Below are 20,879 nucleotides of genomic sequence, written 5' to 3' on the forward strand. Positions count from 1 at the left end.
GCCGCACTACGACCATAGGAGGTGATGAGGTTCCCATGCGTCCATACGAAATCATGGTCATCCTTGACCCCACTCTCGACGAGCGCACTGTCGCCCCGTCCCTGGAGACGTTCTTGAACGTCATCCGCAAAGACGGTGGCACGGTGGACAAGGTCGACATCTGGGGCAAGCGCCGGCTGGCCTACGAGATCGCCAAGCATGCCGAGGGCATCTACGCGGTCATCGACGTCAAGGCCGCCCCGGCGACCGTGTCCGAACTCGACCGGCAGCTCAGCCTGAACGAGGCGGTGCTGCGCACCAAGGTGATGCGGACCGACAAGTCGTAGCAGGCTGTCGCCGCCGTTGCGTAGGCTCAGCTGACACATGCAGCGTCGATACGATCCCAGGAGGGCCCCGTGGCTATTGGTGACACCACGATCACCGTCGTCGGAAACCTGACCGCGGACCCGGATCTGCGGTTCACCCCGTCGGGGGCGGCGGTCGCCAACTTCACGGTGGCGTCCACCCCGCGGATCTACGACCGGCAGAGCGGTGAGTGGAAGGACGGCGACGCGCTGTTCCTGCGGTGCAACATCTGGCGTGAGGCCGCGGAGAACGTCGCCGAGAGCCTCACCCGCGGATCGCGGGTGATCGTCACCGGCCGGCTGCGGCAGCGGTCCTTCGAAACCCGCGAGGGCGAGAAGCGCACCGTCTACGAGATCGAGGTCGACGAGGTCGGCCCCTCGCTGCGGTATGCCACCGCCAAGATCAACAAGGTCAGTCGCGGTGGTGGCGGTGGCGGCTTCGGCGCGGGCGGCGGTGCCGCAGCGGGTGCGGCCCCGACGGCCCAGTCCGGCGGCGCGCCCGCGGAAGACCCGTGGGGCAGTGCTCCGGCGTCCGGCTCCTTCGGCGGCGCCGACGACGAACCGCCCTTCTAGACAACCGAACCACACAGCACGAAAGAGATAGATAGATGGCCAAATCCAACAAGCGGCGCCCGGCTCCCGAGAAGCCGATCAAGACGCGCAAGTGCGCGTTCTGCTCGAACAAGAAGCAGGAGATCGACTACAAGGACACTTCGCTGCTGCGCACCTACATCAGTGAGCGGGGCAAGATCCGCGCCCGGCGGGTGACCGGCAACTGCGTTCAGCACCAGCGCGACATCGCGCTCGCGGTCAAGAACGCCCGCGAGGTCGCGTTGCTGCCCTTCACCTCGTCGGCCCGCTAGCCGACCGTCCCAGCCGAGAAAGTACGAAACGATGAAGCTGATTTTGACCGCTGAGGTGGACCACCTCGGAGCGGCCGGAGACACCGTCGAGGTCAAGGACGGATACGGCCGCAACTACCTGCTCCCGCGGGGCCTGGCTATCCTCGCCACGCGCGGCGCGCAGAAGCAGGCCGACGACATCCGCCGGGCCCGCGAGACCAAGCAGGTGCGCGACCTGGACCACGCCAAGGAGCTCAAGGCGGCCCTCGACGCGCTGGGCCCGGTCACGCTGCCGATGAAGACCGCCGCCGACTCGGGCAAACTGTTCGGTTCGGTGACCGCCGGCGACGTGGTCACCGCCATCAAGAAGGCGGGCGGGCCCAACCTCGACCGGCGGATCGTGCGGCTACCCAAGGCGCACATCAAGGCGATCGGCAGCCACCCGGTATCGGTGCACCTGCACCCCGAGGTCCACGTCGACGTCACGCTCGACGTCGCCGCGGCGAACTAGCATTCCCAGCTGCCCCGGTGGCGCCCTGATCGGCTCCGCCGGGGCGCCGCTGTGCCCGAATCCGGTTAAGGCCGGTTAACTCTGGCTAACTTTTCGGCCGGTGTGAAGTCCTGGTGCTATTTACCCGGTCGTGGAGCGCCGTCTACCTCCGCGTCAGGCAACACGCCCAAGACCGCAACCTGAGCCGACACGCCGAAGAGATTGTCTTCCACAACGACGACACCGCAGTGTGGTGCGCTTACCTGCAGTGATACCTAACCAGCGATGAATGATCCACAGGTCTTCCCCACGGTCCCAAACAAGTGAAGGTCCGGTATGCACACTTCATCCACACCTTTGTGAACAAGGCCGTTTGGTGGCGCCGCCAGCAACGCCTAGCGTCAAGCCGGCACGACGGGACCGGCGATGTCGGTGCCCACGATTACGGTTGGGGCAGCGAGCCGAACAGACGTTCGAGTCACGCTGAGGGAGGTGGGGCGTATGGCAGTGGTCGACGACCGCGGGCACTCTGAGCTCGAGGAGCCGCCGCGCGAGGATGTCGGCCGCCAGCCGCCCCAGGACGTCGCCGCCGAACAGTCGGTGCTCGGTGGGATGTTGCTGAGCAAGGACGCCATCGCCGACGTGTTGGAGCGGGTGCGGCCCGGCGACTTCTACCGTCCGGTGCACCAGAACATCTACGACGCGATCCTGGATCTGTATGGCCGCGGCGAGCCGGCCGACCCGGTGACGGTGGCCGCCGAACTCGACCGCCGCGGCCTGCTGCGCCGGGTGGGTGGCGCCCCGTATCTGCACACGCTGATCTCGACGGTGCCCACGGCGGCCAACGCCGGCTACTACGCCGGCATCGTCGCCGAGAAGGCGCTGCTGCGCCGGCTGGTGGAGGCCGGCACCCGGGTGGTGCAGTACGGCTACGCCGGCGCGGAGGGCGCCGATGTGGCCGAGATCGTCGACCGCGCCCAGGCCGAGATCTACGACGTCGCCGACCGCCGGCTCTCCGAGGACTTCGTGCCGCTCGAAGACCTGCTGCAGCCCACCATGGACGAGATCGACGCGATCGCCTCCCACGGCGGGATCGCGCGCGGTGTGCCCACGGGCTTCATCGATCTGGACGAGGTGACCAACGGGTTGCACCCGGGGCAGATGGTCGTGATCGCGGCCAGGCCGGGTATGGGCAAATCGACGCTGGCACTAGATTTTTTGCGATCGTGCTCGATCAAACACCAGCTGCCGAGCGTCATCTTCTCGCTGGAGATGAGCAAGACTGAGATCGTCATGCGGCTGCTCTCGGCCGAGGCGAAGATCAAGCTCGGGGACATGCGTTCGGGCCGGATGACCGATGACGACTGGACCCGGCTGGCGCGGCGGATGAGCGAGATCAGTGAGGCGCCACTGTATATCGACGATTCGCCCAACCTGACCATGATGGAGATCCGCGCCAAGGCCCGCCGGCTCAAGCAGAAAGCCGACTTGCGCATGGTGGTGGTCGATTATCTGCAACTGATGACATCGGGGAAAAAGGTCGAGTCGCGACAGCAGGAGGTCTCGGAGTTCTCCCGGCAGATGAAGCTGTTGGCGAAGGAGTTGGAACTGCCGGTGGTTGCGCTCAGCCAGCTCAACCGCGGCCCCGAGCAGCGCACCGACAAAAAGCCAATGTTAGCTGATCTACGTGAATCGGGCAGTATCGAACAGGATAGCGACATGGTGATCTTGTTGCACCGGCCCGATGCGTTCGAGCGTGACGACCCGCGCGGCGGCGAGGCGGATCTCATTCTGGCCAAACACCGTAACGGCCCGACGAAGACGGTGACGGTGGCGCATCAGCTGCACCTGTCGCGGTTCACGAATATGGCGCACTAGCGACTGCCAGTATGTGGGGTCTCACGCTGCGTGTCGTATTCTCAGCGTCGGTGTCATGTCCCTGTCATCTGTCTCACGAACGTGTCATGCGGGCATGCGCGTATTTCAGGGCGGCTTCATGGCCGGATTAGTGAGTAAGTTCACGGGTCGATGGTCTCCTGCTACACCGCCGTAAGGTCGACTACGAAGGAGGCCTTGACGGTTAAGCAAGGTCACTTGGGTGCTCACTGCTGCAACGAGATTTCGCTGCGCGTAGTGGTTTCGGGATGCCTGAGTTCCTTTAGGCCGCCCGTCATCGGGCGAGCGACCACCCGATGGGCGGACCCATCGCGGCGTGCCCTGGAGAGTCCGGCCGAGCCGTCTATCTCACGGTCGTGCCGGGGTCGACGGCACCCGTTACGGCGTGATCAAAACCGCACCGCCAGGTCGTGACTTGCCAATCTGCGCACTCCCCAGAAGTAGGTGACCAAGGGCATGGTGCACCACAGCACGTTGATCAGGACGAACTTCACCCACATCTCCACCGGCGACGACATGCTCTGCAGGTTGTTCGCGATCTCCACGCCGAAGTAGACAGCTGGGAGCGTCACCTCCACGATCATGCCGGCCATGATCAGTGACAACTGATTGTTGGTGAAGCGCTTGCCGTTTCTGAAGAACTGGAACAGGGCGTAGGCCTCGAAGAACCCGACGAACAGAGCAATCCATTCCATGCAGACGATGAGGGCATCGCCATCGAGGTAGCGGGCGTCGCCGCCGAGCAAGATGGGCGACCACATATAGGTCCATAGGGCCCCGCTCTCGACGCCTTCCACGATGCGATCGAAGAACAGCAGCCACGGCAGTTCCCAGATGAAGCGGGGAATGAGTGCGATGAACACCCAGACGATCACCATGGCGCCGAATCGTTCGGCGCGCGTCCGAGACCGCTGATCACCCAGAGCGACCCACGGCAGGATCAACGCCGTTACGAAGCAGCCGACAACGACCACCACCATCGCGGTCGATGCGACGACATGCGGAACCCCGACATGGAATTCCAGGTACCAAAAGACCGGATGTATCGCAAAGAAGAAGGCGAGCACTCCGAACAGGGCGCGTTGTAGCGACGATAGTCCTCGCCGCGCTGGCGCCTGCCCTGTGCCGTCGTCGTGCCGGATCGTCTCTGTCATCAACAGGCCTCCGCATCGAGGGGATCAGCCGAGCGGTCCGGCTCGACGAGATGAGTCGACGTCCGCGTGGCATCGCGTCGCCACACTCGGGACGCGCCATTGAATTATATCGGCCGTAATGTTATAACGGGTGCTATCGTTTTGCCAATGCGGGCAGGGGTGGCGCCCCGGTCCACCCTCAGCCGCCATGGCACCGCGTGCTATGTGCGACTGGTGGCTATGGGCCTGCGGTACAGGCGGTGTGGTGGGGCATGTTTGTCGTCTTGGGGCTATGAGGGGGCGCGTAATGGCAGTTCGGTGGAGCCGTCGCGCGACAGTGCGTGTCGCTGCGGCGATCTTGGCAGCCAGTTGCACAGCCGCAGCAGGCGTCACCTACTTGGGATACCAAGGCGCTTTCGCATCCACTGCCACCGTGACCCTGACCTCGCCGCGTGCCGGCCTGGTGATGGACCGTGATGCCAAGGTGAAGTTGCTCGGCGTACAGATCGGCAAGGTTACCGACATCTCCTACGACGGCGCGTCAGCGCGACTGACCCTGGCGATCCGCTCCGGGGAGCTGGCCAAGATCCCAGCCAATGTCACCGCGCGCATCGCGGGCAGTACGGTTTTCGGTGCCAAGTCCGTGGAACTGCTGCCGCCCGACGAGCCGGCCACGCAACGGCTCGAACCGCAGGCGCACCTGCAGGCATCGGACGTCAGCATCGAAATGAATACGCTGTTTCAGACGTTGATCGGAACTCTCAACAAGATTGATCCCATCCAACTCAATTCCACAGTTACGGCGCTGGGGACTGGATTGCGTGGCAACGGAACGACTCTCGGCGATGCGCTGGCCACCCTCAACGACTACTTGGGCGCCATCAATCCGCATCTGCCGACGCTGCAGTCCGACATAGAGCGGGCCCGCGTTACCGCCGACGTCTACGACGCTGCAGCCAACGACCTGCTGTCCACCTTGGCCAACCTTCCCACTGTCAGTCGCACCATCATCGACGAGCGCGACGACCTCAGTGCCGCCCTCCTCGCAGTTGCCGGCATGGCTACCGTGGGTGCAGACACCCTCGGCCCCGCTGAAGGCGACCTGATCGCCGCCATTCAGCGAATGCGGGCGCCACTGGAGGTGATGAGCGAGTACTCGCCCGAGTACGGCTGTCTGATTACGTCATTTGCTAAGGCCTACAAGAAATTTGGGCCATATATCGGTGGCATCGAACCCGCACTGTTCGTCAATGCAGGATTCATCCCGGGATCCGCGGCTTACACCTATCCCGAAAGTCTGCCGCTGGTCAACGCCTCCGGCGGGCCCAATTGCCGCGGGCTGCCCGACTTGCCCACGAAGCAGGGTGCCGGGTCCTGGTACCGGCCACCGTTCCTGGTCACCGACAACGCCTACGTGCCCTACCAGCCCAACACCGAGCTGCAGTTCGACGCGCCCTCGACACTGCAGTTTCTATTCAACGGTGCCTACGCCGAACGAGACGACTATTGATGAACCCACGCCAGTCCGCCCTGAAAGTCGGAATCTTCACGGCCCTCATGCTGCTCGTGCTCGCGGGCTTGATCGTCACCTTCGGTCAGTTTCGATTCGGATCCAGCAACACATTCCATGCCGAGTTCAAATCCGTGTCACGTCTCAAGAACGGCCAAGACGTGCGGATCGCCGGCATCGCGGTGGGAACCGTGAAGCACATCGCCATCGACGGCGACCACGCCACCGTCACCTTCACCGTGGACAAGCGCCAACGGCTCTACACCTCCACCCGCGCGGCGATTCGCTACCTGAACCTGACCGGCGACCGGTACCTCGAGATCCTCGCTAGCCCGGGAGACCTCCAGAAACTGCTTCCCGGCGCGACGATTCCTCGCAGCAACACCGAACCGGCACTTGATCTCGACGCCTTGCTGGGCGGGCTGCGGCCGGTACTTAAAGGCCTCGACGGCGCCAAACTCAACCAGGTCAGCAACGCGCTGATCGACCTGCTCCAGGGCAAGGGCGGCGCGTTGTCCACGGTGTTGGCCCGCACCGCCGAGTTCACCCGGACCATCGCCAGCCGGGACCAGCTCATCGACCAAACGCTCGACAATCTCACGACCGTCCTGGCCGCTGCCGACGAGAAGAGTACCGAGCTAGACGCAAGTGTGGACCAACTTCAGCAGCTGATCACTAAGTTGAGTCACGGGCACGACCCCCTTGCCAACGCCATGGTGCCGCTGGCTGCAGCGCAGCGCGATCTCACCGAGGTGCTCAGTTCGGCTCGGCGGCCCTTCCAGGCCGTGATTGAGAACGCGGGCGTTCTCGCCGCCGCTTTCGATGACCGCAAACAGGACGTCAACGCAACTATCGAACCTCTTGCCGAGGATTATCTGCGGCTGAGCGCGCTGGGCGCTTACGGGTCGTTCTTCAACATCTACTTCTGCTCGGTCAAGATCAAAATCAACGGCCCGGCCGGTAGCGACATTCTGCTACCGGCGGTCAAACCCCCTGCGGCCAACAAGGGCAGGTGCGAATTTGATAAGTGACCATGATCGCAGAGATCCGCTACGAACCGGCGTCCTGAGCATCGGTGTCCTCACTTGTGTGTTGCTGCTGTCCTTCGGCTACACCACGCTGCCCTTCTGGCCCCATGGTCGGCACTACACCGCCTACTTCGCGCACGCCGGAGGAATAGCGGCCGGCAACCCGGTACAGGTCTACGGCTACACCGTCGGGCAGGTGGACAGCATCGACCTCGACATACCCAACCGGGCGGCCAGGGTCGGCTTCACCGTTGACCGCAGAATCCGCGTGGGCGATCAATCCCTGGTCGCAATCAAAACCGACACGGTGCTCGGCCAACGATCCGTCGAGGTAACCCCTCGCGGAATCGGTACGGTCACCGCCATCCCGTTGGTCCGCACGAGCACCCCGTACACCCTCAGCAGCGCGCTGCAGGATCTCGGACACAACATCGGAGAACTCGACCATCCGAAATTCGTCGAGGCGTTGGAGACCTTGACCGACTCGATGCGCCACGCCACCCCTCACATGCGGGCTGCGCTCGACGGGATCACGGCCCTCTCGCGCAGCATCAACGGTCGAGACGAGAAGGTGCATCAACTATTGCGCCACGCCAAAGGATTGTCCGATGTTGTAGCCGCACGGTCCGGCCAGATGAATCAGCTGATCACCGATGGCAACGTACTCTTTGCCGAGCTGGCCGCTCGACGTCAAGCGATTGATCAACTCATCTCCGGCGTCAAGGATCTCGCGAGGCAATTGTCGGGCTTCGTCAAAGACAACGTCGAGCAATTCGGGCCGATCTTGAGCAAACTCAACCTCGTCCTGGACAACCTCAACGACCACCGGGAACATATCTCCGCGGCCTTGAGGCAGCTGCCCGCCTACGCCACCGCACTCGGCGAGGTGGTCGGTGCCGGGCCCGGCTTCCAGGCCAACGTCTTCGGTGTCCCGCCACCCACGATCGGCGGGGTATTGCTCGACTCCTACTTTCAGCCCGGAAAGCTTCCAGACAGTTTGGCCGACTTCCTCCGCGGATTCATCACCGATCGTGCCATCGTCAGGCCGAAGTCGCCATGACTCGCGTCGGCATAGCGCAGCGTCGACCCTACCGGCGCCTCGCCCTGCTCATCGTCCTGCTCGCCGCGCTCATAGGCGGGCTGGCCACCACGCTTCGGCGCCCCTCGCCCCTGACCGTCACGGCGCACTTCGCCTCAGCAGTGGGTCTATATCCCGGTGACAACGTCGAGATCCTGGGCGTGCCCGTGGGATCGATCACCAGCATCAAACCCGGCTTCGACCACACCGCCGTGGCATTCACCGTCCGTGCGGGCGTGCCCGTGCCCGCCGAAGTCTCGGCCGTCATCGTGGCGCCGAACTTGCTCTCGGCGCGCGCGATCGAGCTGGGGCCGCTGTATACCACCGGGCCGGCGCTGCCCGATCACGCCACCATTCCCTCAGAGCGCACCGCTGTGCCGGTCGAATGGGACGATGTCAAGGACGAACTCACCCAGCTGGCTGCCCAACTGGCCCCACGAGAGGGGTCCCTGCAGGGTCCACTGGGAAAAGCGATCAACCAGGCGGCCAACACCTTCGACGGCAACGGCCAATCGTTTCGCAACGCCATCCACGAACTGTCTCAAACCGCCGGGCGCTTAGGGGATTCTCGGTTCGACCTGATCAGCACAGTCAAGAACTTGCGTATTCTGGTCGACGCGCTGTCCTCCAGTAACGAGCAGATCGTCCAGTTCACCGGCCATGTCGCCGCGCTGTCTCAGGTATTCGCTGACGGCACGACCGATCTCGCCACCTCACTGGACACGCTCAACTCGGCGCTGGCGCAGGTGAAGTCCTTCCTCGACAGCAATAGTGCGGTCATTAGTCGGCAGGTCACCAAGCTGACCGACTTCACTTCCCTGCTGACGCAGCACACCGGAGACATCGAGCAAGTCCTGCACGTCGCACCCAACGGCTTGGCGAACTTTTACAACATCTACAACCCTGCGCAAGGATCGATCGGGGCGATCCTGTCCCTGCCCAACCTCGCCAACCCCGTGCAGTTCTTGTGCGCCGGGGTCTTCGACGCGGCGGCTACCCCGGACTATTACAAGCGCACCGAAATCTGCCGAGAACGGATGGCGCCCGTTCTCAAAAGGATCATGATGAACTTCCCGCCCTTGCTATTCCACCCGATTAACACCATCACCGCCTACAAGGGCCAAATGATCTACGACACCCCGGCCACCGAGGCCAAGGCCCAAACCCCGGTGTCACAGTTGCAGTGGCAGCCCCTGCCCGGATCACCACCTCCGCCCGCGGCGGCACCAGAAACCGACCTCGCCCGCCTACTGCTCCCACCAACGGCGCAGGACCCACCTGTCGCCACAGCACCCGCAGCACAATCGGACGAACAATCCCCAGGGCTGCCCGCGACAGCACCGAGTCCCGGCCGATGACCATGAAGCCACCTAGACAGCTGCCGCATCGAATCGCCGCACTCGGATCAATCCTGTTGACGGCCACCGGGTGTCAGTTCGGCGGGCTTAACTCGCTCAACATGCCGGGTACCGTCGGCCATGGCCCCGGATCATTCACCGTCACGGTCGAACTTCCCGACGTGTCAACGATTCCACAGAACTCCCCAGTCATGGTCGACGACGTCACCGTCGGCAGCGTGTCCGGACAACGCGTCATGCAACGCCCCGACGGCACCTTCTACGCCGCGCTACAGCTGTCGCTGAGTCCGGTAGTACACTTACCGGCCAACGCCACGGTCACTCTCGGGCAGACCTCACTGTTGGGATCCCAGCACGTCGAGCTCGCGGTCCCCACAGTCGAACCGCCGCAAGGGGTTCTCACCCTCAACTCCGTGATCCCGATCCAGCGGGTCAGTCGCTATCCGACCACAGAGGAGGTGCTGGCGGCGCTCGGCGTAGTTGTCAACAAGGGCAACCTGGGTGGGCTGCAGGACATCACCGACGAGCTCTACAACGCCATCGCCGGCCACTCTGGCCAGTTTCTGGGCCTGCTGCCTCAGCTGGCGGACCTCACCGACGCCGTGAACCGCCAGTCCAGTGACATCGTCACCGCAATGGAGTCCATCAACCGGGTGGCGTCGAAGTTCGCGGCCAACGCCCCCACCATCACCTCGGCGCTGGAGGAGCTGCCTGAGGCGACACGAACCCTCCATGCCAACGTTGGCGGGATCATCGAAACCTTTTCAGCGCTGGAGCGGTTCAGCCAGATCGCTGCCCGGGTACTGGACCAGACCAAGAACGATATCGGTGCCGACCTCACCAATGCCTACGCCGCGGTCAAGCCATTGGCCGAACACGCCCAGGAACTCATTGACGCACTACCGATCATCGCTACCTATCCATTCCCGCAGACCGGCATCAAGCAAGCGGTTCGAGGCGACTACCTCAACGCTATCGCCACACTGGATCTGACGCAGCGCCGGTTCGGCGAGAACGTCTTCACCACCTCGCCGCTGGACCCGAACATGAGCCACCTCAGTGAAGTCGTGACCGCCCCGGAGTTCCTCATCGGTGAACAAGCCAACCTATCCGGACAGGCCGCCGACCCCTTCGCCATACCGCCGGCGGCGACGCCCAAACCCGGGTCACGCTGATGCTCACCAGGCTCGTTCGATGGCAGCTGAGCATTTTCACCGCCGTCACCGTTCTCGCTATCGGCGCTGTAGCCATTCTCTACCTGCGCGTCCCGGAGACGCTGGGCATCGGTCGCTACACCGTCACCGCGAAGTTCGCCGCAAGCGGCGGACTCTATCCCAATGCCAATGTCACCTACCGCGGATCGACGGTCGGTCGAGTCACCGCGGTGACCCTGACCAACGCCCTGAGTGTCGACGTGCACATGCGGCTGAATTCCGACACTGCGATTCCCGCCGGTGTAACCGCCACCGCCAAGAGCGTCTCAGCGGTCGGTGAACAATACGTGGACCTCATCCCGGCTCCCGACGGGAACAGCGATCGCGTGTTGCGCAACGGGTCGGTGATCGACCGGTCGCAGACTGCGCTGAGCGGTGACGTCGCAAGCCTGCTGCGTGAGGCTCAGGGACTTGTCGAATCCCTGGACCAAAGCAAGCTCAAGGATGTGTTGCGCGAATCCGCCACTGCGCTCGCCGGCAGCGGCCCCGAGGTGGCACGGCTGATCAAATCCGCAAGCCCGTTGATCGACGAAATGAACGCCCACCGGGAAGACACCACGGTTCTGATTGAACGGCTCGGTTCCTTCCTGGATTCACAGATCCACAGCGGGCAGAACATAGCCTCGCTAGCCGACGGACTGGCTCGCCTGACCACCGAACTACGCACCGCCGATCCGCAACTTCGTGCCGTTATCGCCTCGACTCCGACGGCGGCCGAGTCAGCCACCCAGGCGTTCGAGGGAATCCGGCCCTCTTTCCCCATGCTCGCAGCCGACCTCGCCAATTTCGGCCGTGTCGGTGTGATCTACAACAAGTCACTTGAACAGACCCTTGTGGTGTTGCCGGCGGTCACCGCAGTCCTGATCAGCGCTGCTGAGCAACTTCCAGCCGACGAGGGCGTCAAAGTCGACTTCAAGCTGAGCCTCGGCGATCCGCCTCCCTGCAACGTCGGCTTCATCCCGCCGCCGCAGATCAGATCCCCGGGAGATCAGACGCTGCGCGAACTCCCGACAGCCATGTATTGCAAGGCGCCGCAGAACTCGTCGTCGGTGGTGCGTGGTGCCCGGAACTATCCGTGCCAGGAGTTCCCCGGCAAACGTGCCCCCACCGTCGAACTGTGCCGCGACCCCGCCGGTTATGTTCCGATCGGGAATCAAGCCTGGCGTGGTCCTGCCGTGCCCGAGACCACGCCGATCACCGATCCGCGAAACATTCGTCCCGACAACAAGTTTCCCTACATACCGCCGGAAGTTGACTACGATCCCGGTCCGCCGGTAACGCAGCTGCCACCTGGAGTCGAGCCGGGTCCGGGCCCGGCCGAGTTCGCTCCCTACCCGCTGCCTGTGCCGCCAGTGACGCCGGGCCCGCTGCCGCCGCCCCTGCCCTACGATCCGCCGTCGAGTCACCGGGTACCGCCGTACGGGCAGGATCCGTCTGGTCGTCAAGAGGGCACTCCAATTGCGCCGGCCGGATCTTCGTCGGGGGGCCCCGCCCGCCACGGGCGTGCAGCAGCACACCCGACCTCGGTTCACCTGACGACGTACGACTCCGCCAACGGACTGTTCCTCGACTCCAACGGAGGCGTCGGCGTGTTCATACCCGCCGACGACAGAATCAGACCTGCAGAGACCTGGGCCGATCTCATGCTTGACCCACAACAACGCTGACGATGCTGTCGCCATACGTGAAACGTAGCTGCGGCTCGCGCATAGGATCAACGCGTGTGGCATCTGGGCACCACACCATGGGCGACAACCCGGAGTCCCTGCCCCACAACGTCCGCTGTGAACCGGCGGTCAGTAGCACGGCCACAACAACATCCGGGTGGACAGGAACCACACACCAATGACGACCAAGCCCCCCCGCAGCGCAGCGTCACGGCGGTCTCGGCACCGTAGACAAGAACGCGCAGACCGTACCAGGGAACTCGTCATTGACGAGACGATCCGCTGCATCCGCGAAGAAGGATTCGCCGCAGCAAGCACCCGCCACATCATCGAACGTGCAGGCGTCAGCACCGGAGTCGTCCAATACCATTTCGGTGACCGTGACGGCCTCCTTACGGCTGTCGTCGACCATGCCATTGCTTTGCTTGTGACCTCGGTAAACGATCTGGCTGACGAGGTCGAAGGAATCAGCGACACCGGCGAGCGCATGACAGCACTCGCCGACGCCGCATGGAGAACCTTTCTCAATCCCGCCAGCATGACGGCCATGGAAATACTCATCGCCACCAGATCACTGCGATCCACCCTCGCCGTCGAGCAACTCGCCCAGCTACAGCCGGGCCTCGAACGCATCACCAAGCTCGTCGGCGGATCACCTCACGCCACCGCGATCGCAGATCTTCTATGGGCCGCACCCGTCGGCCTCATGGTTGGCCAGATGGTCAGCGATGTGCCACTACCGACCGAACCGCAACGACGAGCCATGGCACAACTGCTGTCCGACCACCTACTTGTGCGCGAACTGGATGACGCGCCGCGCCGGCGTCGTGGCGCTCGCCAGCGGTGAGGCCGCCAAGTCGCTCACGTCCTTGGCCGGCGCCTGGTCTGAGGCAGGCTGGCTAAGGACGCCGAACGGCCGCCAGGAAATGACAACGTCGTGAGACAAGCCAGCAATGGCACGGCGCGAGACAACTGATAGAACCGCAGGTCAAGCGGTTGGAATGTGACACGCAGCGTGAGACCCTACACAGTACAACCCGGGCATTATTCGTTGTCTTGATGTCGGTGGGCGTCGATAAGTTGTTGGCATGTCGGCAGATAACGACTCACAGACCGCACTGAGTGCGCAAGGCGTAGTGACCGCGACATCGCATTTTCGGGTTGTTCGGGCAGACAATGGCTCCGAGATTGATAGCGTCCCGCTGAGTGGTGGACTTCGGATCTGGCGTGGTTCACGCGTTGCGATCAACGAGTCATGTTGAACGCTAGGCGATTTGGTGTTGTTTGGCAAGTGCTTCCGCGGCGTGTTTCTTCGCGATGACCGCCCGTAGTTCGTCCATGGAGACATCGGAGAAATAACGCCGGGTGACTTGCCATTCGTCGTGGGATTCGATGACCACCGCGGTCGCCAGGCGCAGAAACGAAGCCGGGTTGGGGAAGATCTCCACGACATCGGCGCGGCGTTTGATCTCCTTGTTCAACCGCTCGATCGGATTGTTCGACCAAATCTTCTGCCAATGGGCCTTGGGGAACGCGGTGAACGCCAGCACATCGGTCTTGGCCTCGCCCATCATTGCTGCGACCTTCGGGAAACTGTCCGCCAGGGTGTCAGCGACGCGGTCCCACTGCTCGGCCACCTCCTCGGGGTCGGTGTGAGCAAAGATCGTCTTGACCGCCGCCGTCACCGCTGGAGCATGCTTGGCCGAGACCGCAGTGTGCAGATTCCGCATGAAATGCACCCGACACCGCTGCCACGACGAACCGGCGAACTGCTGGGCCACCGCCGATTTCAGGCCGGCATGGGCATCAGAGATCACCAGATGCACCCCCGCGAGGCCACGTGCCTTCAGCGAGGCGAAAAACTCACGCCAGAACTCATAAGACTCACTGTCACCGACAGCGGTCCCCAGCACTTCGCGGGTGCCGTCGATGGACACCCCGGTGGCCACCACCAGGGCCTGAGAGACCACGTGAATCGCCCCGGCGTGTCCGGAGACTCCGTTCCTTGGGAAGGATGGAGTCATGTCAGGCAGTACGTCGAAGAGGTACCCGGTCGAGTTGCGTGAGCGGGCAGTTCGGATGGTCGACGAGGTCAGGGCCGATCATGAGTCGGAGTGGGCGGCAATGACCAAAGTGGCCGAGTTGCTCGGGATTGGAACGGCAGAGACAGTGCGCAAGTGGTGTCGGCAGGCCGAAGTTGATGCTGGCCAGCGGCCCGGTGTCACCACCGATGAGTCGGCGGAACTCAAGCGGCTCAAGCGTGAGAACGCCGAGTTGAAACGGGCCAACGCGATCCTCAAGAGCGCCTCGGCTTTCTTCGCGGCCGAACCCGACCGGCCACTGCGCTGATCGTGCGCTACATCGACGAGCACGTCGGTGTCCGCCACGCTGATGCCGACGGGCCAGGTCTGCGTTGGGGTGTCGAGTCGATCTGCACTCAGCTCACCGAGCTGGGTGCCAAGATCGCCCCCGTGACCTACTACGAACACCGCGCCCGCAGACCCACCAAGCGGGAGGTCCGCGACGCCGAACTGATGCCGAAGATCGGTGCGGTGCATGCCGAGAACTACGGTGTCTACGGCGCCCGCAAGGTATGGCTGACGCTCAACCGCGAGCGGCCGCAGGACGCACCACCGATTGCGCGCTGCACCGTGGAGCGGCTCATGGCCGAACTCGGCTTGGCCGGCGCGGTGCGTGGCAAGGTCAAGCGGACCACGATCGGCGATCCGCGTACACCCAAGCCGCTCGACCTGGTGGACCGCAACTTCCGGCCGTTGGCACCGAATCGCTTGTGGGTAGCCGATTTCACGTATGTCTCGACGTGGTCGGGCTGGTGCTACACCGCGTTCGTGATCGACGCCTACGCCCGGCGGATCCTGGGCTGGTCGGTAGCGACCACGATGACCAGCCAGCTCGTCGTTGACGCTGTCGAGCAGGCAATCTGGACGCGCCAGCGTGAAGGTGACGACCTGGCCGGGCTGGTTGCCCACCATGACCACGGAACCCAGTACCTCTCGGTGGCCTACTCCGAGCGCCTAGCGACCGCCGGGATCAAGCCCTCGACCGGGGCGGTGGGGTCGTCGTATGACAACGCCCTGGCCGAGTCCGTGATCGGGCTCTACAAGACCGAACTGGTCAAGCCGCGGCGGCCGTGGAAGGGCTTCGACGACCTCGAGATCGCGACCGCTGAATGGGTCGACTGGTTCAACCACCGCAGGCTCTACGAGTACTGCGGCGATATGCCGCCAGCGGAGTTGGAGGCCGCGCACTACGCTCAACAACCGACTTCGACACTCGTCGGGGTCTCAAAGTAGAAAGTCTCCGGACATGCCGGGGCGATTCACCTCGAACGTGTCCGCACAGTTCAACCCCGGTCACGAAACCCCACCACCCCAGGGGACTTACCCCCGAGATTTCACTATCTGAACTGATGGAGACCCGTGGCATACCGCTGCTGTGGTCGATAGACGACCGCAACCGTCTGGTTCACCGGAAAGCGACGGGCCACGTCGAAAAGAAGAGCCGGGAGATGCTCCGGCTTGAGTTGGCATCGGGCCGGCGGTTGGAGCTCGCTTCAGACCAGCAGCTCCGCAAGCTTGAGGGCTGGGTGCCGGTTGCGGAGTTGGTAAATGGCAGCCGGATTGGCGTATTGCGTCGGCTGGGCACTCCTGTTGACCCTCAGCCGATGGATGACTCGGAGGTGATCCTATTGGCGCACATGATCGGTGACGGATCGTGCGTGCGGCGCCAACCGATCCGTTATGCGTCGGTCGACGAGGCGAATCTTGCGGCGGTGACTGCGGCCGCCGCCCACTTCGGTGTGACACCGATCCGTGACGATTATCCAGCGGCGCGCGTCACGACGCTACGGCTACCTGCCCCGTATCGATTGGCCCGTGGTAAGCGGAACCCCATTGCTGAATGGCTGGATCGCCTCGGCCAGTTCGGGCTACGAAGCTACGACAAGTACATCCCCGATGCCGTTTTCGCACTACCGAGCGAGCAGGTGAGCTTGTTCTTGCGGCACTTGTGGGCCACCGATGGTTCGGTGCGTTGGGACACGAAGACGGCGCAGGGGAGGGTCTACTATGCCTCGACCAGTCGCCAGCTCATCGACGGCGTGGTGAATTTGCTTCTCCGGGTGGGCGTGCAGGCCAGGGTCACGCGGACGAGGAAGGCCGGCTACCGCGATTGCTGGTTTCTATCGATCGATCGAGCGGCCAATCAAGTCAAGTTCCTCAACGAAGTCGGTGTGCATGGCGCGCGCGGCGTTGCCGCCAAGGCAGTCGTAGCGGAGCTGGCAGGCCGGACCCGGAGACCGGGTACCGATACGATCCCCGTCGAGGTGTGGGATCACGTAAAAGCACTCATGGCAGAACGAAGCTGGTCCGACAAGGACTTCGCTCTGGCAACCAACACGAGGCTCGACGGCCCGCGCATGTGGGCACACTGCCCAGGGCGAACGCGGCTACATCGCCTGTCGAATGTGTTGGCGAGCCCGCTGCTTCACGATCTCGCGACTAACGACATCTATTGGGACAAGGTTGTCAGCATTGCGAGAATTGGTCGCCGTGACGCCCTTAGCTGGGTGTTCCGAGGCGACCATCCGGTGGTGGTCGGAGGGGTACCCGTGCGGGACCCAGGTAATCAGACGGCCCAGGCCCCGGCAGCTGCCCCTCGCGCGTTGCAGTCATCCACCTGAAAGCCTTGGACGTGGACGCAGCAGATGCGCTACAGCTGCCTTCGCAGGAGCCCAGGCCATCACCATCCCATGTTGTTGCTTTCTTTGTCGACAACAATCGCACGGCTGACGCCTGCCGCCCCCACCGCGCATACTCCCGCCATGCCGACTGGTTTCCCCGACCGAGGGTCTTGCCGCCGATCCGACGTGATCGAGCAAGGCGGACTCGGGCGATTGCCTAAGGTCTGTAGACGCAACTATCGACGCGTTGGTCGAGGCCGCGGCCTCGGCGGGCAACGTTGAGGTGGTGCCGGCTTCGTTCTCGTGGCACGACGTCGACACGTGGTCGACCGTCGCCGAACTTCGGGGCGGCCGTCTCGCGGACGACGTTGCGACGCTGAACTACTCAACGCTGTTCATCCATCGTCCCCGACAAGTCCCCACCGACGCTACGCTGTGGTCGGACTTGACGACCTCATCATTGTCGAAGGTGATTACGTCACGCTCATTACCGACCGCGGTCACGCACCACTGGTCAAGCATCTCGTCAACGACCTGCCCCACCGGGGATGGGAGGACCCGCTATGAATGCTGCGCGGCGCGACCGCCCCAGTACCCAGCGATGACCGGGCTGCCCCTGAGGCCCATTGCCGAGCTGACCGCGGCGGTGTCCGGCCACGGCCGGTCGGTGGTGGTGCTGACCGGCGCGGGGATCTCCATGCCCGAACCGAGCCGCCTGCCAGGTGCGTGGGCGTGGAAAACAGAGCTGCTGAAGGCGCTCGCCGCCAGGTCCGACCTCGGATTCGACGGATTAGGCCGGTCGGATCTGCGCCAGCACTTGGACGACCTCGCACATCTCGGCGAGACCACCGACATCAAGCTGGAGGCCACGCTGCAGGCGATCGACGATGCCCAGCCCGCACTGGCGCAGCAGCTCGTCGAGTGCGTGATTCACGGCGTACCACCTAACGCCATCCATGAGTATCTCGCCCGCGCCGTCATCTCGGGCGCGGTGCGCACCGTCGTGACCCCCAACTTCGACGAGCTCATCGAAGATGCCGCAGCGGTGTACGGTTCCCCACTCACGCAATGGGTCACTGGCGAGCCACCCCGCCTCGCGCACGTGCTGCACGTCCATGGAACCGCGACCGCAGTGCGCTCGTTGCGGCACACGCTGAACCGCTTCGAGTTGCGGCTGCCGACCGACGAACATCGGCTCGTCGCCGACGTACTGCGCGACGAGGTCGTCGCGCTCGGCTGGTCAGCAACCGATCCCGACATCCTTTCGGCTCTGGCCGAGGGGTCAGGCCCGGTGCGAGTACTGCTCGCGGGCCACGACCCGGCTCCGGAAACGGCCCAGACCCTCGAAGCCCTGGCGCGGCGACGGCCGGTGATCCTGTACCCAGGAGGGTTTGACGCGGCATTCGGCCGGCAACGCTGGCCCAGCCACAGCCGCGAGCAGGACGTCACACCCTCCGGCGTCACGCCGACGCAGAGCGTAATCGATCGATTGAGTGTCCCGCACGCCCGCACCGCGATCGCCCATCTGAGCTTTCGGCACCAGCTCAGGGCTCCCCAGGATCAGGTGGTGCTCGACGCGTGGGCCAGTAGGATAAGGCGCGACGATCCGCACGATGTCCTTGCGTTTCGACGGGCGATGGTCGAACAGCGACAGGCCTCCCGAAAAGTACTGAACGCGGCGCTGATTCAGGCGGCGATCTGCATCATGACCGCTGACCCGCACGACCTCTCGACGCTTGGCGACGTCATCGAGAGAATCGGAGGCGGGCTAAATCCCTTCAAGCGGGTGATCGGCCTGCCCTTCCACGTGACGGCGGTCATGCTGATGGCCAGACGAGGGCGCGTCGATCCGTTCGCCCGTGCGCGCCTGGCCCGCGCTTTGGACGGACTCGGACTAGTCCGGCCCGCCAAGGTGCAGCTGCAGCGTGCATTCGCCTCCCTGGATGCCGACGCGAGTGACATTTGGGTGCGAGGACACCTACATCGGCTGCTCGCCGCGGTCAAAGTCCGGCTAGATTCCACGTGCGACTGGCAATCGGATATCGCGACGGCCCTGGAATTGTTCCGATTCGATAATCGGTCCCTTGAGATGGGCAACGTCTATCGTACCGAAGCGATGTGCCACGTCGTGTCGGGTCGGCTGGGGTGGCGCGCAGATGCAGCGCACAGCCTGGCCATGGCTGAGCACCACTACCGTATCGCCGCGGACGCCTCGGCGTTTGGACTCCTGCGCCTGCAACGCCGCATCATCCGCTTGCCCCTAGCGCTGGCCAGACTGGTGTCCCGGCTCGCATGAGCGCAGCGCACCCCACGCCCTGGAAGTGGGTGCTCTCGGGGCTGCGGGAGCGCCGATCCGGACCGCGACGACGCCGGTTCGCACGGCGGCTCAGCCGCCGTGCTGATAAGCCGCGACATCCCGGGTCGGCCCGTGCGTGCAGTTAAAGGCAACTGCTGCTTCCGATGGTGAACTGGCGGATGCAATCGTTCACCTCGCCAGCCATCTCGGCTGGCAAAGCGTGCGAAGCATTCGGCCACAAGCGGTATCGCCAGCGCGGTACCACTGATTGGATCCGGTGAACCGCCTTACCCGACGCGTGTATTAAGTCGCCCGCCAGAAGGACCTGGACGGGAAGCTGCACGGAGCGCAGCAGATGGCTCTCCGAGAAACGAAGTGGCGGTGTGCGCACGGGCGTTGCAAAGGCAGTGAATCCAGCGACAAACAAACCGGTGAGCATGTCGATGGAGCTGCCCGGTGCGGGGTCGCCGGTCACCCATTCTGCGGCGCGCCTGGCGCGGGCTGACTGTGGACATGTCAGCAGGAGCGCAAGACTTCGCCAGAACTTTGCCGAGAGCCGTGTCACTGTGCTGGCGGGATCGATAAGTGTCAACGTAGCCGACCGATTTGGCGTAAGGGCCGCGGTATGAGTAGCGAGCCAGCCACCACACGAATGAGCGACTAGGTGTACACCGTGCAGACCCAGCCCGGCCAGGACTTCGTCGATGCAGCACGCGCTGTGCGCCGGAGTGGGCATGGGTTTCGACTGGAGGCTTGCTCCGGGCTGGCCCAACATATCCACGGCGTAGAGAGTGAAACTGTCTGCCAAGCCGCCTATCTGCGCCCACCACATGGACGAGGTGAGGAAGAAGCCGTGTATCAGGACGACGGGGACGCCCCGGTCGGGTCCATGCTGGTACACCCGAACGACACCGAACTCCGTTGGGACACCGTGAACGACGTCAGGTAGGGGGCTCAGTGCCCGCACCCCGTCATAAGTTGCCAGATAGTGCCGCCGTGCAGCTGCGTTCTTGAAGCCACCGTCAGCCGAGCCGAACAATGCCCACCTCCAGCCGCAACGAGCGCGTAATCAACGAGGCCACGGTAGGCGGGCTTGCGGATGTCGGCCAATCAGAACGGGGAGGATCAGCGGCATCCGAAGCGCTCCTTCATGCCGCCCAAGTCTTGAGAGACTGCAAGTTCCACGGAACTCGTCCAAACCCGCTGCGGTTCCCCGACATCACCCAATACCGCACCCGAGAGGGGTAAATGTGGTGCTGCACGGTGCTCGATGCGTTCAGCCGCAGGATCGTGGCGTGGTCGATCGACTCGCAGGCGGACC

The 20,879-nt window shown here is 63.8% G+C and carries 17 protein-coding genes and 1 pseudogene; 15 read left to right on the forward strand and 3 right to left on the reverse strand.

What is annotated here, in order from left to right; translation table 11 throughout:
• Positions 1-35 precede the first annotated feature (35 nt).
• The 5 genes from rpsF to dnaB all read left to right on the forward strand — a co-directional run bounded on the left by rpsF (position 36) and on the right by dnaB (position 3,554).
• A complete protein-coding gene (gene rpsF, locus G6N19_RS09290) occupies positions 36-326 on the forward strand; it encodes a 30S ribosomal protein S6 (protein WP_019736048.1) in 291 nt (96 codons plus the stop codon).
• Between the two features lie 75 nt (positions 327-401).
• Positions 402-917 carry a single-stranded DNA-binding protein gene (locus G6N19_RS09295; protein ID WP_193466350.1) on the forward strand — a complete coding sequence of 172 codons (516 nt, stop codon included), beginning with the start codon at positions 402-404 and terminating at the stop codon, positions 915-917.
• Between the two features lie 35 nt (positions 918-952).
• Positions 953-1,207 (forward strand): 30S ribosomal protein S18, encoded by a 255-nt coding sequence (gene rpsR, locus G6N19_RS09300; protein ID WP_013831227.1) that lies wholly within the window; start codon positions 953-955, stop codon positions 1,205-1,207.
• A 31-nt stretch (positions 1,208-1,238) separates the two neighbouring features.
• Complete coding sequence (rplI, locus tag G6N19_RS09305; RefSeq protein WP_013831226.1) at positions 1,239-1,697, forward strand: 50S ribosomal protein L9; 459 nt, start codon at positions 1,239-1,241, stop codon at positions 1,695-1,697.
• Between the two features lie 480 nt (positions 1,698-2,177).
• Complete coding sequence (dnaB, locus tag G6N19_RS09310) at positions 2,178-3,554, forward strand: replicative DNA helicase (protein ID WP_013831225.1); 1,377 nt, start codon at positions 2,178-2,180, stop codon at positions 3,552-3,554.
• A 407-nt stretch (positions 3,555-3,961) separates the two neighbouring features.
• Here dnaB and G6N19_RS09315 read toward each other — a convergent pair whose 3' ends face one another.
• On the reverse strand, positions 3,962-4,726 hold the full coding sequence (locus G6N19_RS09315; RefSeq protein ID WP_085088459.1) for a hypothetical protein: 765 nt from the start codon (positions 4,724-4,726) through the stop codon (positions 3,962-3,964).
• Between the two features lie 286 nt (positions 4,727-5,012).
• Between G6N19_RS09315 and G6N19_RS09320 the strand changes: the two genes are divergently transcribed.
• The 7 genes from G6N19_RS09320 to G6N19_RS09350 all read left to right on the forward strand — a co-directional run bounded on the left by G6N19_RS09320 (position 5,013) and on the right by G6N19_RS09350 (position 13,407).
• Positions 5,013-6,215, forward strand: a complete 1,203-nt coding sequence (locus G6N19_RS09320) for an MCE family protein (RefSeq protein ID WP_193466187.1) — start codon at positions 5,013-5,015, stop codon at positions 6,213-6,215.
• The gene (locus tag G6N19_RS09325; RefSeq protein WP_193466188.1) at positions 6,215-7,246 is read left to right on the forward strand and encodes an MCE family protein; all 1,032 of its coding nucleotides are present in this window, start codon (positions 6,215-6,217) and stop codon (positions 7,244-7,246) included. The genes G6N19_RS09320 and G6N19_RS09325 overlap by 1 nt, the downstream gene beginning before the upstream one ends.
• Positions 7,239-8,303 carry an MCE family protein gene (locus G6N19_RS09330; RefSeq protein ID WP_193466351.1) on the forward strand — a complete coding sequence of 355 codons (1,065 nt, stop codon included), beginning with the start codon at positions 7,239-7,241 and terminating at the stop codon, positions 8,301-8,303. The genes G6N19_RS09325 and G6N19_RS09330 overlap by 8 nt, the downstream gene beginning before the upstream one ends.
• The gene (locus G6N19_RS09335) at positions 8,300-9,679 is read left to right on the forward strand and encodes an MCE family protein (protein ID WP_193466189.1); all 1,380 of its coding nucleotides are present in this window, start codon (positions 8,300-8,302) and stop codon (positions 9,677-9,679) included. Before G6N19_RS09330 ends, G6N19_RS09335 begins: the two co-directional genes overlap by 4 nt.
• A complete protein-coding gene (locus tag G6N19_RS09340) occupies positions 9,676-10,854 on the forward strand; it encodes an MCE family protein (RefSeq protein ID WP_232062603.1) in 1,179 nt (392 codons plus the stop codon). The genes G6N19_RS09335 and G6N19_RS09340 overlap by 4 nt, the downstream gene beginning before the upstream one ends.
• Complete coding sequence (locus tag G6N19_RS09345) at positions 10,854-12,560, forward strand: MCE family protein (RefSeq protein WP_193466190.1); 1,707 nt, start codon at positions 10,854-10,856, stop codon at positions 12,558-12,560. The genes G6N19_RS09340 and G6N19_RS09345 overlap by 1 nt, the downstream gene beginning before the upstream one ends.
• Before the next feature lie 178 nt (positions 12,561-12,738).
• Positions 12,739-13,407 carry a TetR/AcrR family transcriptional regulator gene (locus G6N19_RS09350; protein WP_193466191.1) on the forward strand — a complete coding sequence of 223 codons (669 nt, stop codon included), beginning with the start codon at positions 12,739-12,741 and terminating at the stop codon, positions 13,405-13,407.
• A 418-nt stretch (positions 13,408-13,825) separates the two neighbouring features.
• Here G6N19_RS09350 and G6N19_RS09355 read toward each other — a convergent pair.
• Positions 13,826-14,533, reverse strand: a pseudogene (locus G6N19_RS09355) (IS256 family transposase); the annotation flags it as partial.
• 49 nt (positions 14,534-14,582) lie between these two features.
• Between G6N19_RS09355 and G6N19_RS09360 the strand changes: the two are divergent.
• The 3 genes from G6N19_RS09360 (at position 14,583) to G6N19_RS09370 (ending at position 19,558) form a co-directional block, all read left to right on the forward strand.
• Positions 14,583-15,874 (forward strand): IS3 family transposase gene (locus tag G6N19_RS09360; protein WP_193466192.1). Its coding sequence is split into 2 segments (ribosomal slippage): positions 14,583-14,871 and positions 14,871-15,874, totalling 1,293 coding nucleotides; the frame shifts between segments, so codons are not numbered across the junction.
• A gap of 116 nt (positions 15,875-15,990) precedes the next feature.
• Complete coding sequence (locus G6N19_RS09365; protein ID WP_193466193.1) at positions 15,991-17,262, forward strand: LAGLIDADG family homing endonuclease; 1,272 nt, start codon at positions 15,991-15,993, stop codon at positions 17,260-17,262.
• Between the two features lie 247 nt (positions 17,263-17,509).
• Positions 17,510-19,558, forward strand: a complete 2,049-nt coding sequence (locus G6N19_RS09370; RefSeq protein ID WP_041319264.1) for an SIR2 family protein — start codon at positions 17,510-17,512, stop codon at positions 19,556-19,558.
• Between the two features lie 142 nt (positions 19,559-19,700).
• Here G6N19_RS09370 and G6N19_RS09375 read toward each other — a convergent pair whose 3' ends face one another.
• Positions 19,701-20,390 carry an alpha/beta fold hydrolase gene (locus G6N19_RS09375; protein WP_232062678.1) on the reverse strand — a complete coding sequence of 230 codons (690 nt, stop codon included), beginning with the start codon at positions 20,388-20,390 and terminating at the stop codon, positions 19,701-19,703.
• Positions 20,391-20,879 lie beyond the last annotated feature (489 nt).

Source organism: Mycobacterium novum (assembly GCF_010726505.1).
Lineage (GTDB): Bacteria > Actinomycetota > Actinomycetes > Mycobacteriales > Mycobacteriaceae > Mycobacterium > Mycobacterium algericum.